11 protein-coding genes and 4 pseudogenes are annotated in these 14,543 nt (G+C 66.4%); 7 read left to right on the forward strand and 8 right to left on the reverse strand.

Annotation, left to right across the window (positions count from 1 at the left end; genetic code table 11):
* The 4 genes and pseudogenes from GOSPT_RS03905 to GOSPT_RS03920 form a co-directional block, all read right to left on the reverse strand.
* Positions 1-192, reverse strand: a pseudogene (locus GOSPT_RS03905) (cytochrome c biogenesis CcdA family protein); the annotation flags it as partial.
* Positions 192-707 carry a TlpA family protein disulfide reductase gene (locus tag GOSPT_RS03910; RefSeq protein WP_005180213.1) on the reverse strand — a complete coding sequence of 172 codons (516 nt, stop codon included), beginning with the start codon at positions 705-707 and terminating at the stop codon, positions 192-194. The gene GOSPT_RS03910 and the pseudogene GOSPT_RS03905, both read right to left, overlap by 1 nt.
* Before the next feature lie 86 nt (positions 708-793).
* Positions 794-1,117 carry a mercuric ion transporter MerT gene (gene merT / locus GOSPT_RS03915; RefSeq protein WP_005180211.1) on the reverse strand — a complete coding sequence of 108 codons (324 nt, stop codon included), beginning with the start codon at positions 1,115-1,117 and terminating at the stop codon, positions 794-796.
* Positions 1,114-1,500 carry an ArsR/SmtB family transcription factor gene (locus GOSPT_RS03920; RefSeq protein ID WP_004018626.1) on the reverse strand — a complete coding sequence of 129 codons (387 nt, stop codon included), beginning with the start codon at positions 1,498-1,500 and terminating at the stop codon, positions 1,114-1,116. Before GOSPT_RS03920 ends, merT begins: the two co-directional genes overlap by 4 nt.
* 122 nt (positions 1,501-1,622) lie before the next feature.
* On the opposite strand from GOSPT_RS03920, the gene merA reads away from it, so the two are divergent.
* From merA to merB, 3 genes are all read left to right on the forward strand, one after another.
* The gene (merA, locus tag GOSPT_RS03925) at positions 1,623-3,059 is read left to right on the forward strand and encodes a mercury(II) reductase (protein ID WP_004018625.1); all 1,437 of its coding nucleotides are present in this window, start codon (positions 1,623-1,625) and stop codon (positions 3,057-3,059) included.
* Between the two features lie 34 nt (positions 3,060-3,093).
* Complete coding sequence (locus tag GOSPT_RS03930) at positions 3,094-3,504, forward strand: MerR family transcriptional regulator (protein WP_004018624.1); 411 nt, start codon at positions 3,094-3,096, stop codon at positions 3,502-3,504.
* Positions 3,505-3,574: 70 nt separating this feature from the next.
* Positions 3,575-4,225 (forward strand): organomercurial lyase MerB, encoded by a 651-nt coding sequence (merB, locus tag GOSPT_RS03935; RefSeq protein ID WP_004018623.1) that lies wholly within the window; start codon positions 3,575-3,577, stop codon positions 4,223-4,225.
* Between the two features lie 35 nt (positions 4,226-4,260).
* On the opposite strand, the gene GOSPT_RS03940 is transcribed toward merB, so the two are convergent.
* Complete coding sequence (locus tag GOSPT_RS03940) at positions 4,261-7,272, reverse strand: Tn3 family transposase (RefSeq protein ID WP_005203168.1); 3,012 nt, start codon at positions 7,270-7,272, stop codon at positions 4,261-4,263.
* Between the two features lie 278 nt (positions 7,273-7,550).
* Between GOSPT_RS03940 and GOSPT_RS03945 the strand changes: the two genes are divergently transcribed.
* Positions 7,551-8,348 carry a hypothetical protein gene (locus tag GOSPT_RS03945; protein ID WP_039854666.1) on the forward strand — a complete coding sequence of 266 codons (798 nt, stop codon included), beginning with the start codon at positions 7,551-7,553 and terminating at the stop codon, positions 8,346-8,348.
* 552 nt (positions 8,349-8,900) lie between these two features.
* Here GOSPT_RS03945 and GOSPT_RS03950 read toward each other — a convergent pair.
* The 3 genes and pseudogenes from GOSPT_RS03950 to GOSPT_RS03960 all read right to left on the reverse strand — a co-directional run.
* Positions 8,901-9,290: pseudogene (locus GOSPT_RS03950) on the reverse strand (transposase); the annotation flags it as partial.
* Positions 9,291-9,654: 364 nt separating this feature from the next.
* Positions 9,655-10,008: pseudogene (locus tag GOSPT_RS03955) on the reverse strand (type II toxin-antitoxin system RelE family toxin); the annotation flags it as partial.
* A 17-nt stretch (positions 10,009-10,025) separates the two neighbouring features.
* The gene (locus GOSPT_RS03960) at positions 10,026-11,351 is read right to left on the reverse strand and encodes a hypothetical protein (protein ID WP_005203174.1); all 1,326 of its coding nucleotides are present in this window, start codon (positions 11,349-11,351) and stop codon (positions 10,026-10,028) included.
* 831 nt (positions 11,352-12,182) lie between these two features.
* On the opposite strand from GOSPT_RS03960, the gene GOSPT_RS03965 reads away from it, so the two are divergent.
* The 3 genes and pseudogenes from GOSPT_RS03965 to GOSPT_RS24225 all read left to right on the forward strand — a co-directional run.
* On the forward strand, positions 12,183-13,289 hold the full coding sequence (locus tag GOSPT_RS03965; RefSeq protein ID WP_005203175.1) for a tyrosine-type recombinase/integrase: 1,107 nt from the start codon (positions 12,183-12,185) through the stop codon (positions 13,287-13,289).
* Complete coding sequence (locus GOSPT_RS03970; protein WP_005203177.1) at positions 13,286-13,618, forward strand: helix-turn-helix domain-containing protein; 333 nt, start codon at positions 13,286-13,288, stop codon at positions 13,616-13,618. The genes GOSPT_RS03965 and GOSPT_RS03970 overlap by 4 nt, the downstream gene beginning before the upstream one ends.
* A gap of 25 nt (positions 13,619-13,643) precedes the next feature.
* Positions 13,644-14,543 (forward strand): annotated as a pseudogene (locus tag GOSPT_RS24225) (recombinase XerD); the annotation flags it as partial.

Here is a 14,543-nt window from a genome sequence, read left to right on the forward strand (position 1 = left end):
GGCGAGGGTGCCCGCGAATCCGAGGGTGAGCGCGGTCCCGGCGCGCAGGGCGCGCGCCATGCGGACCGGGAACGCGTCGGTGGTGGTGTCGCCGAGGGTGTGGGTGATCCAGGCGGGCAGCAGCGCGAATCCGCACGGGTTGACCGGGGCGAGCATCCCGGCGGTGAACGCCAGCGCCAGCAGTCCGCCCATCACGCCGCTCCCGCGTCGCGCAGTGCGGTGGTGATCTGGTCGGCGGACGGGTCGGTGGCGCGGTAGGTGACCTTGCCCGCCGGATCGACCACGACCAGCGTCGAGAGCGACGCCACCGAGAGTCGTGTGGTGAGGGTGGCGCCGGTGTCGATCACGGCGGGCAGCGCCTGGGTGCCGGTGAAGTCCTGGAACCCGGCCACCGTCTGCGCGGATTCACCCGGATCCATGTCGACCAGCACGAACGACGCCTTGTCGCCGAGTTGTCCGGCCGCCTGCGCCACCGATTTCGCGCCGCCCACGCATTCGCCGCAGCCGACGGAGAAGAAGAACAACGCGGTCGGCTTGTCACCGGGCACGCTGATGGAGGTGCCGGTGACGGTGTCGACCTGCACCGGCGCCACCGGATCCTGCGCCGTCGTGTCGGTCGAGGTGCACCCGGTGAGGGCCAGGGCTGCGGACAGCGCCAGCGCGGCGGCGGCGAGGGCGGGGCGGCGAAAGCGTGGCAGAGTGGCCATTCGAGGACAGTGGCCTTTCGTGCGGGGGCGAGGGAGTGTCAGCGCGGTCTCGCGACCGCTCATCGGGGTGTCAGAGTTCGAGACGGTCATGCCGGGGTTTCCGTCCGGTCGCGGTCGGCCGGAGCCGACCGAGGGGATCCGGGTCGGGGCGGACAACACCCCGTGGCCTTACGGGCGCGGCGCCGCAGGGTGTAGCCGACGGCGGCGGCCACGACCAGCACGCCTGCGGCAAGCAGCCACGGGCTGGTCAAGACACCGCCGAGACCGGCGAGCACGCCGCCGGCGATCAGGGCGGGACCGGCGCAGCAGGCGACCATCACCAGCACGCCACCGGCCACTGCGAGCAGACCACCGAACCCGCCCGAGTCGTTGTCGGGTGTGTTCATCGCCTTGTTGTCGGGTGTGTTCATCGCCGCCCACTACCGTCCGCGGCGGGGATGCGCGGGCAGCAGCCCAGCGCGGCGGAGTTGTCGGCCGCCAGCGACCGCGCCAGCATCACCAGGTCAGCTACCCGCGGATCACCCACGGAGTACCGCAGTTTCTTCCCGTCGCGGCGCGCGAGGACATACCCGCAGTCGGCCAGGCAGGACAGGTGTACCGACACCCGGGGCTGCGAGATGCCGGCGTGTTCGACGCAGTCGGCGGAGGTGCGCTCCCCGGCGAGGATGAATTCGAGGAGCTTGAGCCGGGTCGGATCCGACAGGGCGCGAAAAAACTTCGCCGTCGTATCCAGATGCGTACACGCCGACTCGGCACCGGGCACGGTGACAGTGGCGGTGGTGGACCGGGCCATGGGATCGCCTCCACGAGACTTGAACTATTCGGATAAGCGCATAATATGGTTCCGGTAGATATTCGTCAACACGAATAGCAGCCGTTGTCGGTTCAGCGGTTGCCCGACCAGGAGGCACCCTCGTGACCTTGACAGATTCCCGCGCCGATCTGGCGATCATCGGTTCCGGCTCGGCGGCGTTCGCCGCCGCCATCGCCGCGGTCAACCTCGGCAAACGGGTGGTGATGGTGGAGCGCGGGACGGTCGGGGGCACGTGCGTGAACGTCGGGTGTGTGCCCTCGAAGGCGCTGCTGGCCGCCGCCGAGGCCCGCCACGCCGCCGAGGCGGCGGGCCGGTTCCCCGGGCTCACCCCCGCCGAGGTGCCGCTGGATTTCCCCGCCCTGATCGCGGGCAAGGACGCGCTGGTCGGGCAGCTGCAGGCGGAGAAGTATGTCGACCTGGCCGCCGACTACGGGTGGGAGATCGTCTCCGGCACCGCGGTGTTCGACGGCAGCGCCGAGGCACCCGTGCTGCGGGTCGCGCGCGCCGAGGGCGGTGTACGGGTGATCGAGGCCGACCAGTATCTGATCGCCACCGGTGCCGCGCCCTGGGCTCCGCCGATCGACGGCCTCGTTGAGGCCGGGTATCTGACCTCGACCACCGCCATGGACCTCCAGCAGCTGCCGGAGTCGCTGATCGTGGTGGGTGCGGGCTATGTGGGGCTCGAGCAGGCCCAGCTGTTCGCCCGCCTGGGCAGCAAGGTCACGGTGATCGCGCGTAGCCGGCTGACCTCGGGTGAGGAACCGGAAATCTCGGCCGCGCTCGAGGCCGTCTTCGCCCACGAGCGCATCGACGTGCTCACCACCGCCACCGTCGAGAAGGTCCTCGCCGACGACGGGCACAAGGTGGTGACCGTGCGCACCGGCGGCGGCGCCAGCACCGAGCTGCGGGCCGAGCAGGTGCTGATGGCCACCGGCCGCCGCCCCAACACCGCCGGGCTGGGCCTGGATGCGGTCGGCGTCGCCGTCGACGAGCGGGGCGCGGTCGTGGTCGACGACCGCCAGCGCAGCAGCAATCCGCGCATCTGGGCGGCCGGGGACGTGGCCGGGGATCCGCAGTTCGTGTACGTGGCCGCCGCGCAGGGCACCCTGGTCGCCGACAACGCCCTGGCCGGTGCCGATCGCGTCCTGGACTACACCACGGTGCCGCGCGTGACGTTCACCAGCCCCGCGATCGCCTCGGTCGGACTGACCGACGCGCAAGCCGCCGCGGCCGGGCTGGCCTGCCAGTGCCGGGTGCTGGGGTTGTCGAGCGTGCCGCGGGCGCTGGTCAACCGGGACACCCGCGGCCTGGTCAAGATCGTCGCCGAAGCCGGCACCGGCCGGATCATGGGCGTGCACGCCCTCAGCGACGGCGCCGGGGACCTGATCACCGCCGCCACCTATGCGATGACCGCGGGTCTGACCGTCGACCGGCTCGCCCACACCTGGGCGCCGTACCTGACCATGGCCGAAGCGCTGAAACTGACCGCGCAGACTTTCACCACCGACGTCACCAAACTGTCCTGCTGCGCAGGCTGACGCCGTCGGACGGGAGGCAGTGATGAACGGACACATGACGATCGGGGACCTCTCGGCCCGCACCGGGGTGCCGGTGAAGGCGCTGCGCGAGTACACCGACCTCGGCCTGATCTACACCCTGGGCCGCAGCCCGGCCGGCTACCGCCTCTACACCGACGACGCGGAGTGGTGCGTGCGGTTCATCGGCGAGCTGCGCGGCCTCGGGCTCACCATCGCCGAGATCTGCCAGCTCACCTCCACCGACCGTGACGACCACGGCCGTTCGGTCGGCGCCCATCTCGCCGAGCTGCTGCAGCGGTCGCGGCAGCGGCTGCGCCAGCGCATCGCCGATGCCGAGCAGATCCTCGACCGCATCGACGCCTTCGAAACCGCACACCGTGCGCATCTGGCCACCGACGACCTGTGCTGGGCCGGTGACCCGTGCGGATGCGAGCTACGGGCTTGACCCTCACCCCGGGGACAGACCCTACCGTCGGCACCGTCACTGTCCGATCGCCCTCGAGGAGTCCGATCCCATGAGTACCGACAACCTCACTGCCGACGTTTTCGCCAAGATCCTGCCCGCCGGCCGGGACCGGGCGCTGATGCGCGCCGCGCTGCGGCTGCTCGCCCACGGCACCCCGGTCACCGTCACCGAACTCGCCGCCGCCGCGGGAGTGCCCGACCTCGACCCCGCGCAGACGCCGATCGGCGCCGACGTCGAATACGACGAGGCCGGCCGGATCGTCGGCTGGGGCCTGACCCTCAACCCGACCCCGCACCGGTTCAGCGTCGGTGGCCACCAGCTCTACACCTGGTGTGCCCCCGACACCCTCATCTTCCCCGCCGTCATCGGCGCACCCGCCTGCATCGAATCCGACTGCCCGATCACGGGCACCACCGTGCGCCTGACCATCGACCCCGTCACCGGGGTCAGCGACCTGGAACCGGCCACCGCGATGGTGGCCTTCGTCGACCCCGACCGGATCCAGCCCGGTCACCTCCGCGCCACCTGCTGCAACCCGCAGATGTTCCTCGCCACCTCCGACGCCGCCCACCACTGGCAGGCGAAATTCCCAGGCATGACGGTGCTGCCGGTCACCGACGCCTACCACCAGCTCGCCCGCCCCCTCGCCGACGCGATCACCGACCCGACCACGACCACCGGAACCAGCGCCTGCTGCTAGATCGCGCCGCCGCCGATCCGGGCCGGCGCTGCGGGTCAGAACAGGGTGTCCCGCACGCGCAGCGGCCGGTACCCGGTGGGGCCGAGCTGGGCGAGTTCGGCGTCGATGTCGACCTCGATGGCGCCGAAGAAGTTGATGTTCTCGCTGTGGGCCGGGGAGATGTGCGTCAGCACCTCGTCGTCGATGCGCCGCCCGGCCCGCCGCATCTGTTCGGTCGCCAGCCCGTAATACTCTGTGGTCCAGGCGATGACGGCGTTGGTCGCCAACGTGAGGCACCATGCCTGTTCGGTCTGTCCCTCCAGGTGCCTCGCGCGCACGGCGCCTTCGTGCGCGTAGAGCAGGTCGCGGCGGAGCGCGTGCAGGGATTCGCCCTTGTTGAGCTGTCGGGAGATCTTGCGCCGATAGCCCGGGTCGGACAGGTACCGGGCGGCGTAGATCGTGCGCCGCAGCGCCCCGTATTCCTTGAGCGCCGCCGCGAGGGCGTTCTGCCGGCCCGACGCGGAGAGCTTGCCGACCAGCAGCGACGCGGTGGCGTGCCCGAACTTCAGCGACCCGCTCAGCCGGAGCAGGTCGTCGTAGTGCTCGGCGATGAGATCCAGATTCAGCTTGCGGGTCAGCAGCGGCCCGGCGTGCGGGAACGCGGACTCCACCTGGGCCCGAGGCGCCGCCCGATACAGGGTGATCCGGCCCAGGTCCCGGATGCGGGGCGAGAGCTGCAATCCGAGCAGGTCGAACAGCCCGAAGTTCACGAGGGTGACGCCGTGCGTGTCGGTCGCATGCTCGGTGATCGGCAGATCCGTTGCATTGCCGAGGATTTCGTCCAGCACGTAGTGAGCTTCGCGTCTCGTCGCGACGATGACCTTGGTGCCGTAGGTGGCGTGCTGATCGGTGACATGGGTATACGTGCTCAGTCCTTCGTTCGCGAAATAGCGGCTCAACGCTCTGGCGGTGACCGATTTGCCGCGGGTCGGGAACCGTTGCCCATCACTCGACGACAGGGTGCCGGCGCCGAAGACCGGGGTCAGCGGCAGCCTTTGGTGGTAGTCGATGATCGTCAGGTTCGCCGCCCGCAGCGTCTCCTCCCGCACATACCATTCGCTGGTCCAGGCCAGGATGTCGTAGGAGAGGCCCGACGCCTCGGCCATTCGGGTCAGCCCGAGGTTGGTGGAGTAGGCCAGCAGGACGGCGATGAGGTTGCGTTTCAGCTCCGGGCTGCGGGCCTGTTTGCCGCCGGCGTGGGTGAAGCAGTCCAGGTAGCCGGTGCGTTTGTCCAGCTCGATCAGCAGCGACACGATCGGCGCGAACGGCAGCATCTCCGTCAGCTCGGCCTTGAGCGCCGTCGCCTCCGCGGGCACATCCTCCGCCGACAGCGGTGAGATCACCAGGTCACCGGCCTCATCGAGACGGACCGGCCCGTCGCCGCCGGCGAGCACCTTCTCCAACTCGCCCATAGCGGCGTCGAGCTCGTCGGTGGCGGTCGCCAGCGCGCGAGCGGGATCAGCGGACTTGCCGACCAGGCGGCAGAACTCGTCACGCTGCGGCTCCCACGCCTGCGGGGTCAGCAGGTACGCGGCCGGGTCGGCGTAGCGGCGCGACCCCGGCACGAACACATCCCCGCTGCGCAACCCGTCACGCAGCCCCAGCAGCACGCACAGCTCCCAGTAGTGCCGATAGGCGGTGGTGTTACCGGCTTTGCGGGCCTCGTCGAGGTAGCCGCGCCACTTCGTCGGCACGAACCCGGTCGGCGCGTCGTCGGGCACCTTGCGGGTACCGGTCGCGTTCAGCTCCCGCAGCATGTGCACCCCGATCAGCAGCTCGGTCGCGGCGGTGCCGCCGGCGAACCGGACTGTCGACAGCACCTGCGGGGTGAACTGCCGCAGGTAGGAGTACGAGCTGTCCAGAGCGGCCAGGTGCCCGTGATCGCGCGGCAGCCGAGGCTTGGCCTGCGCGACCGCGGCCCGCAACCGCTCCCATCCGATCCGATCGCCCCGGATCAGGCCGCCGATCTCCTCGTCGGGGATCTGCAGGTCACAGACGATCGCCAGCAGGTCGTCGAGCAACCCCTGCCGATCCTCTCCGGCCTTACCGCGCTCGGCCAGCTCGTCGCGCATCCGGCGTTCGGCCTTGCTCAACCTGGCCGAGATCGCCTGATCGAACAGCTGCACCACCTCGTCGAGCACATCGGTGGCCGACTGCGCCAACACGGTGAGCAGAATCGGGTAGCGGCGTTGCGGATCCCGGCGTTCGAGGGCTTGGCCCGTCAAGCGGCGGCCCACCGTCGCCAGGAACCGCCGCCGCTCCGCCGGCAGCACCGACATGTCCAGCTCATCCGCGCCCAGGTTGCGCAGGAACACCAGCTTCTCGACCTCGGCCTTCACCGCGGTCGCCGACGCCTCCACCGGGCCGGTCGACAACCACCGCAACCGCGACATCTCGATCGACGGGTCGACGACCAGCAACGCATCCAGTTCCTTACACCGCTGCGGCGTGAACTCGCGCGCCAACCGGTCGTAGGTCTCCCGCTGCGCCCGCGTGCGAGCGTGCGCGACCCGGCGGACCACCGTTTCCGGGCCCGGCCGGATCACCCGCGCCGAGATCAGGTACTCACACGCCAGCCGGAACAACAGCGTCGGCGAATCGTGCTCCATCGCCCGCGCCAGCAGAAACTCATCCAGCTCCTTCAACTCCATCGCCCCGGCAGGCCGCCACCCCAGATACTGGGCCACCAGCCGCACATGCTCGGTCCGCGTCTGCGCCCGCTTGCCATACGAACGAAGCTGCGCTGCATCGATATTCAGCTGATCCGCCAGCCGGGCCACCGCCACCGGCGGCGCCGACGGCACCTTGTCCGGCACGAACCCCAGCCACGGCAAGGTGCACAACGCCACCGCCAGGCCCAGACGGACCGCAGGGCCCCTGCCCTGCGGAGCAACAAACGCCAGATCCGCCGGGGTCAGCGTGAAGTACCGGAACAACTCCTCACGACTGATCTCCGGGAACTCCCGCAGGCGCTGCAACTCCTCGTCCGCGAATACCCGCGTCGCCACGAACCCCAGCCTCCAACACGCCGACCAACCTCATCGGCAGACAAGCCAAGCACCAACCACCCCGGCCCGCAGCCCGAACCGAGAAATCGCCGCTGACCAGGCACTACGCGAACTTCGTTGTTTTTTGCGCCATTACTACCGGGACCCCCCTCACTGCCGACGGTCGCGCGCCGTGGGAGCAGGACGACGGCGTCCACGCCGCGTACGTACGCCAGGCCGGCGGCACCTACGAGGGCAGGGCCGCGCACGCCCTAGTCACCGGCGCTTCAGTCGAGGGTGTGACGCTGGCCCGCGATACCGATGGGCGGGTCAGCGCCGCGGTCGAAGCAGGAGTCGGACCACTGGTCGTCGACGTCGACCCGGCCCTGATAGCTCGCGTGGGCAAGGTGGAGTCCCGCGAGGCCGCTATCGCTCAGTCCGAGGCCCGGGCCGCCGAGATACTGCAGTCGGCGCACGACGACGCGACGACGATCCGTCGTCAGGCCCGCACAGACGAGACCACCCGGGTCCGTACCGAGTGGGATGCGATGCGACCGCAGGTGATCGCCAGAGCCGAGGCCGCCGGTCGGCAGCACGGCCAGGAAATTTGGGAGCGCGACGACAAGCCCGCACTGGTCAGTGCGGCTCGTGCCGAGGGCCACCAGCAGGGCCGCGCCGAGGCGCGCCACGAGGTCTCCGACGAGTTGGCGGCTGCTCGCGAGGACAGGCGAGCGGCCGCCGAGCAGCTGCGCGAGGTGTCCGGCCTGGCTCCCGCAGAGGCCGCCGAGCGCGTGCTCGACAACTACACCGTGAAAGCCCAGGTCGCGCTGAAGCGGTATCGAGTCCCTCAGGTCGCCTACGACACGGCCGGCACACCGCATCGAGTGACCGGCGCCGACGGCAAGCCCGCGATCACCAACGCGTGGGACCAGATGAAAACCGATGTGACGCACGGTCGCGGTCGCGGTGATGATGTCACGGTAGGCCAGGCGCGCCGGACCGGACGCAAGTCCCGACAGGATCTCGCCAACCATGCTGAACGGGCGCAGAACGCACGCTCGCGAGACAAAAGTCAGGACAAGGATCTCCGACAGTGACGTACACACCGAGCGTGAAGTTGAGCAGACAGCCCGGGACGCGGTCGCCGAGTCCGACGGCCTCGCCGCTGACGCAGGGCTCGGCGTGCCCCGCCCGGAGCGCATTCGCTACGCGATTTTCACCTCCACCCCGCCAGATCAGAATTGGTCGACAGATACGTTCAACGACTGTCTCGTGCGACTAGTCAGGACCGCAAAGAGCGCACGCCCCAGTACCACCGCATGCAGGACAGTTCGGATCGGCGCTCGAGCGGCCTTCCTCCCGGTCCCACCGCTCTAGGTCGCTATCCCAAACGTTGTATCCGTCGGGATCATGATCGCGGCCGATCATGCAGCGACAGGGTTCGTCCCACCGTGACCCTGGACCGTTTTCCTTCCGTAGTACATAGTGACTAGGCCCTGTCGGCATCGTCGTCTCCCTCCCTGCGTGCTGATGGTTTGTCAAAGGGGAGATCTGCCAGCCCTTCAGAGGCAGGCGATAGTGCCCCGTGGAGTGGTGGACTTCGGATCGGCTCTGCAGCACACCTAGCGATCAACGAGTCATGCTGAATACTATGCTGTTTCGTTCGATCCGGTCAACGACAACGCCGGTTCGGTAGCGTGCTCTTTGGCGGCGATCACCGCACGGAGCTCGTCCATGCTCACATCCGAGACATAGCGGCGGGTGACCTGCCACTCGTCGTGTTGCTCGATGACCGCCGCGGTCGCCAACCGCAGGAAGGCCGCCGGGTTGGGGAAGATCTCCACGACATCGGCTCGACGCTTGATTTCCTTGTTGAGCCGCTCGATCGGGTTGTTGGACCAGATCTTCTGCCAGTGTGCTTTCGGGAACGCGGTGAACGCGAGCACGTCGTGCTTGGCGGCTTCCATCAACGCCGCGACCTTCGGAAACGACCCGGAGAAGGTGTCGGTGACCTGGTCCCACTGCGCGGCCACCTCGTCGTGCCACCTGCGGCGAGCTTGCACATGCCACCACATGACCAGGCTGGCCACCTTGACCAACATGAACACGGCAATCGTCGTCCCTAACAGCCCTGCAGTAGTCATGCCATTGGGATTGAATGGGAACCGATCAGGCTGGCCTCGTATACGTTGTAGCGGTGGAGTTTGCAGGAGCGCCAGTCGCCGGAGAATACGTTGTGGTCGACTGCGGAACTGGCTGGCGATGACGATCGTCCGTGACGACCTGCGACCCCTTTCGGTTGGCGAACTACTCGCTCGCAATCTTCGGATACCGCCGTACCAGCGCCCCTATCGTTGGCGTCCGGAGACGGCGCAGGCGCTGCTCGACGATGTGTGGCTCGCTTTCACCCATCTGGCGATCGAGTTCGGCTTCGTCACGGATCTCGATGCCGCCGGTCGCGGAATTAACCGAGATGTTGCTGCGCTGGGCCCACTGGTACGCGTCGTCATGGTGCAGCACTTTGAGCAGGGTGTAAACATCGCCTGTGATCGGAGCAAGGATGATGCCGCGCCAGGCCTGGTCGATGCGGATTGACCGGAATCGCGGATTGCGGGCGTTCGCAATCTTTTCCAGGTGCAGGCCAGTGTGGGTCGCGGTATCGAACTCGTCGAAGACCTCGGCGACTCGTTTTGCGACGGCCTTCTCCATTTTGGCGAGGTCGGTGATAAATCCCTTGTCGATAGCAAGTGTGGGCATAGAACTTCTCCGCTCGACTATTCGGGGTGGCGCGGACCGTGGCCAGCAGGGGGGTGGGCGAGAGGTTTCCATCCCTTGCCACCGTTGGCGATGGCTTCGGCCATGCGGTCGTACGCCTCAAGAACAAGACGTTTGGTTCGGTACTCACCGAAGTCGCGCTCTTCGTACTTGCGGACCACTGGGAACGAATCCAAGACGTGCTCGGCTTCAACACGGTTCAGGCCGTATACGTGAAGGAAGCCGGCGTCGAGATCAGCGCGAAGGAGCGCTCGGCGGTCGGAGTTCCATCGAAATGGTGGACCATCGTCGCCGAGGTCCTTGGCGTAGGGACTCAAACGCGTCGAAGTGAATGCGAGCTCCAGGACGTATGGTCTCAGCCACGTTTCGAGGCGCTCGCCAGTCCTCCACGGAGCAGGTTCAACGAAACGATCGGGTGCTGGACAGGCAAGTTGCTTCACGATGAAGTAGGTCATCCCAGTGCCGCTAAGCTTTTGGCGCGCGACGTAGTCGAAAGCGAGACTTGCACTCAGACCGTGAAGCACCAATGCAATCGAAGGGTCCTCGAGAATGGTCAGCGGGAACTTGTGACCGACCGCTGATGCCGGAAACACCGAAGGAACGAACGTCCTCTCATTTGAAGCGTTGGTGATATCCCGCCACCCCAGAAGCCATCGACGGTCCCAGCGGTCTTCAAGCCTTGCTTCGACGTCATTCCGAGAAACCCAGTACCGCGAAAGCGGCTCAAGCTCTGGATCGTTGTGCTGCTCGTTAGTCAGGCGTGGGAGCGTTCCCTTGTTGAGTTGCGCCTGCGTCGCGTTCTTGTAGGTTGCGTATCGGTGGTCGAAGTGGCCGAGCATCTTTGCTTCGTAGAGGGGCACGTATTCTTTGCCGCCGCGTTCGTACGACCAGCCGTTGAAGTCGGCGTCGGCGAGGTCGTCGGGGGTGTGGAACAGCCCGGAGTCGTTGGCCATGTCGAAGAGTCGCGCGAAGGACAGTCCCCAGGGGTTGCCGTCCGGGGCGTCATCTCGGATAAGGACTGGGTGTCGGGAGTAGATGCCGAGTGTGATGTCGGCGTCTTTGCGGCTGCGGAACATTGGGGCCCATTCCCGATACGACCTTCTTTCGACTTGCCGAGACGAGTCCCCGAGTCGCCACCGACTCAGGACCACGTCATCGCCCTCGCGGGTCACTTCAGCAGTGGTCTTGGCCGCGGTTGGTTCGAGCGCGAAGATTTCGCTACCCAGGACAGATGCGGTCGTTGCCGGTGCGCCAGCTTCTTGAGTGGATTCCACAGTGGTGATTATCCGGAGGATGTCCGACACCTGTTGCGCCGCTGATGTCATCTGAACGATGGAAATTACCGACCTTCAGATACGGGACCTCGCATCTCGCGCCAGCTCCTGCCGTCGTCTCGATTCCATGTAGGGACTCACCGACACGTCACCGGCCAGCCGGAGTCGACACCGTCTTGGCGCGGCGTGCCCGTTGCGGTGCATTCATATTGTGGAGGTTGCGTCGGATGTCGGATGTTCTGCGCTGAGACCGGGTTGAACCAGACGGGGGCGACGGGAAGCTGCGACTCGACTGGGGGCTCTGGCGATGGACGAATCGTCACTGTGACGTATCGCTCGGTCCCGGATAGGCCGGGGAGGCTCGCACCAGGTCGAAATGAGAGGCATGTCGCGTCTCAATAGTGTACGCGCCCAACAATTCTCAAAACTGTCCACAGGCGGAGAGCGATAGCGTCGCGGCGCCCTGCGGCGGCTCAGAGCCGAAGTGTTGTCAAACCTCGCCAGAATCGAGCCCTGACTCGCCAAATTGGTGAAAACTCGCCAATCTCGGTGACCGTTCACAGTCGTCGCCAACCTCGGCGATCGGCGCTTGTCGTTTGTATGCCGATAAGAAACATTATGTAATGTAGAACCCTGCGTATTGCAACAGATGAATCACTGCGGCTCCCCCATGCCCGGGCGCTTCGTTCATTCTATGGCGTCGGGACCAGCGGATACGTACCGGTTAGGCCAGCCGCCTTCCGGCGAGACCCCATGAGTCGCGTGGGCAGTTGCCCGGTCTTGATCGATTTCGTTGTCATTTTGACCTGCGGGTATTGACCTGCCGTCTCATTGGATGCATCATTGAATCATCAGATGAAACCGTTTCTGGTGGAGGTTCCGATGCGAATCGATGAGGTTGGCCGAGTACATCTGGTTGAATCTGTGCCGCTTCTGCGGCCGGAGGAGCGTGTCGTCGAGCTGATGCTCGACGGGTGGCGGAACCAGCAGCTGTCCAGGAACTTGCAGTTCTCGACAATCGATCGGCGAGTGCGCTGCGTGCAGAGGTTCATCGAGCATTCGAACGAGGAGCCGTGGAACTGGACACCGGCGATGGTTGAGGAGTTTTCCGCCGATCTTCGGTCGGTTCGTCATGTGATGCACTCGACGTTGCGCGGCTACCACGGCACACTGCGGGCATTCTGTTCCTACATCAGCAACCCTGACTACGGGTGGGACCGCGTCTGTGAGCAGCTGTTCGACGCGTACCCGGCCCAGGTTTTTTCCGCCTGGAACACCGCGAGCCACGTCCAGGAGTACGACGGGCGGGCGAGCAAGCGCCCTTACACCAAGGACGAGCTTCAAGCCTTGTTCGAGTACGCCGACGATGAGGTAGCTCGGATCGGTGCGACCAGCAGGAAGGGCTGGCAGGCGGCCTACCGGGACGCCGCGATGATGAAGGTCGCCTACGCCTACGGCTTGCGGTTTAACGAGCTCACGCACCTGCAATTGGTGGACTTCGCCCGCAATCCCCACGCTCGCGAGTTCGGGAAGTTCGGCGTGTGCAAGGTCCGGTACGGGAAGGCGTTCCGCGGGTCACCTCCGAAACCCCGTTCGGTGTTGACGGTGTGGCGGTGGACGCCTCCGATCATCGAGGACTGGATCGCCAACGGCCGAGGTGATCCCGACAGTCTTGATCTGTTCTCCAGCGAACGAGGCGGGCTGGTGGTGGGGTCGACTCTTCTTCGTCGTGTACGCCGCTACTGTGTTGATCTGGGTATCCCCGACGGCGTCGATCTGCATTCGTTTCGGCGGTCGTACGCCACGCATTTACTCGAGGATGGCTGGGATCCCAGGTTCGTGCAGGACCAGATGGGGCACGAACACGCCTCGACGACGGGAATCTATCAGTTCACATCTGACGAATTTCGTCGGTCGACATTGAGATCGGTGTTGGACCGGACCGTGAAAGAAGCGTTGGACAGCACGACGAAGGGAACTGCCGAATGAAACGCAAGGTCGATTACACGTGGCGGCTGGCGGAGTTGATGGCTGCGCGCGGAATGAACACGACCACGGACTTGATCCCCTTGCTCGCAGAACGGGACATCTCGTTGTCCCGTCCCCAGGTGTATCGGCTGGTCAACCAGCGACCTGAGCGGGTGTCGCTGCAGTTGATGTCGGCGTTGTGCGACATCTTCGGGTGCGGCCCCGACGCGCTTCTCACAGTCACCGCCGTCAATGCTCGCGAGCACCACCGAGCGGCCAATGCCGGCCCGAACGTCATGCGGCTGGACCGCGCTGTGCGTCCGCGGCGCGCGAACATCCTCGACGAGTAGCACCACGCAATGAGGTGAAGACAGGATGGAACCTGACGGCCTAGTCCCCTATCGGCCAGTACGCGGCCGACCGCGACAGGCGAGTGGAGCGTGGGTCTGCGACCGGTGCGGCAGATCGACCACCCGGACGCAGGCACACTGGCCCGAAGGCCGAATCTGCTTCACCTGCTGGTTCACCGCGATCCACACTCACGGAACATGCCCGGTATGCGGCGTCGAACGACTTCTACCTGGACCACCCCTGCCCGACGGCACCCCGGTGTGCGGGCCGTGCGCAGGTATCGTCGACGACTTTCGATGCAGCCGCTGCGGCGAGGAGTCCGGTCACCACCGCGGGACGATATGCGCTCGCTGCGCCGTCCGGGACGACCTACACGAGATCATGGGCGGGCCGCCGTCCGACCCAATCCTCAGCGGCCTCGTCGACGCGCTATGCGCCGCTAAGCGACCCGAGTCGACGATGATCTGGAAGCGGTCACCGAAAGTCCAGGAACTGCTCAAGGGGCTAGGAACCGGCGCCATCGCCGCCACGCACGAAGGCCTAGACGCCCTACCCAGTCGGGCAGCAGAACATCTGCGGACATTGATGGAATACCACGGCCTACTGCCTCCCCGAGACCGGTGGCTGCCACGCTTCGAACAATGGATCGATGACAAGCTGATCGACCTGCCGACCGAGGTTGCCCGGCCCGCTCGCCACTTCGCGACGTGGCACCATCTGCGGCGGATTCGCGCAATCGCCGATGCCGGCGGCGATACCCAGCCATCGGTGCGATCGGCCAAACAAGAGATCACCGAGACCGTCAAGTTCCTGAGCTGGCTGAGGTCCACCTACGGACGCACGATCGAGACCTGCACGCAACACGACGTCGACCAGTGGATCGCAACAGGTCCGACAACGCGATACACGATCCGAACGTTCCTG

It is taken from the genome of Gordonia sputi NBRC 100414, assembly GCF_000248055.1.
Classification (GTDB): Bacteria; Actinomycetota; Actinomycetes; order Mycobacteriales; family Mycobacteriaceae; genus Gordonia; species Gordonia sputi.

Coding starts and splice junctions, on each gene's coding strand:
- GOSPT_RS03930 (WP_004018624.1), top strand. CDS start 3,094: ATGACGATCGGGGACCTCTCGGCCCGCACCGGGGTGCCGGTGAAGGCG.
- merT (WP_005180211.1), bottom strand. CDS start 1,117: ATGAACACACCCGACAACAAGGCGATGAACACACCCGACAACGACTCG.
- merB (WP_004018623.1), top strand. CDS start 3,575: ATGAGTACCGACAACCTCACTGCCGACGTTTTCGCCAAGATCCTGCCC.
- GOSPT_RS03920 (WP_004018626.1), bottom strand. CDS start 1,500: ATGGCCCGGTCCACCACCGCCACTGTCACCGTGCCCGGTGCCGAGTCG.
- GOSPT_RS03970 (WP_005203177.1), top strand. CDS start 13,286: ATGAAACGCAAGGTCGATTACACGTGGCGGCTGGCGGAGTTGATGGCT.
- GOSPT_RS03910 (WP_005180213.1), bottom strand. CDS start 707: ATGGCCACTCTGCCACGCTTTCGCCGCCCCGCCCTCGCCGCCGCCGCG.
- GOSPT_RS03965 (WP_005203175.1), top strand. CDS start 12,183: ATGCGAATCGATGAGGTTGGCCGAGTACATCTGGTTGAATCTGTGCCG.
- GOSPT_RS03960 (WP_005203174.1), bottom strand. CDS start 11,351: ATGACATCAGCGGCGCAACAGGTGTCGGACATCCTCCGGATAATCACC.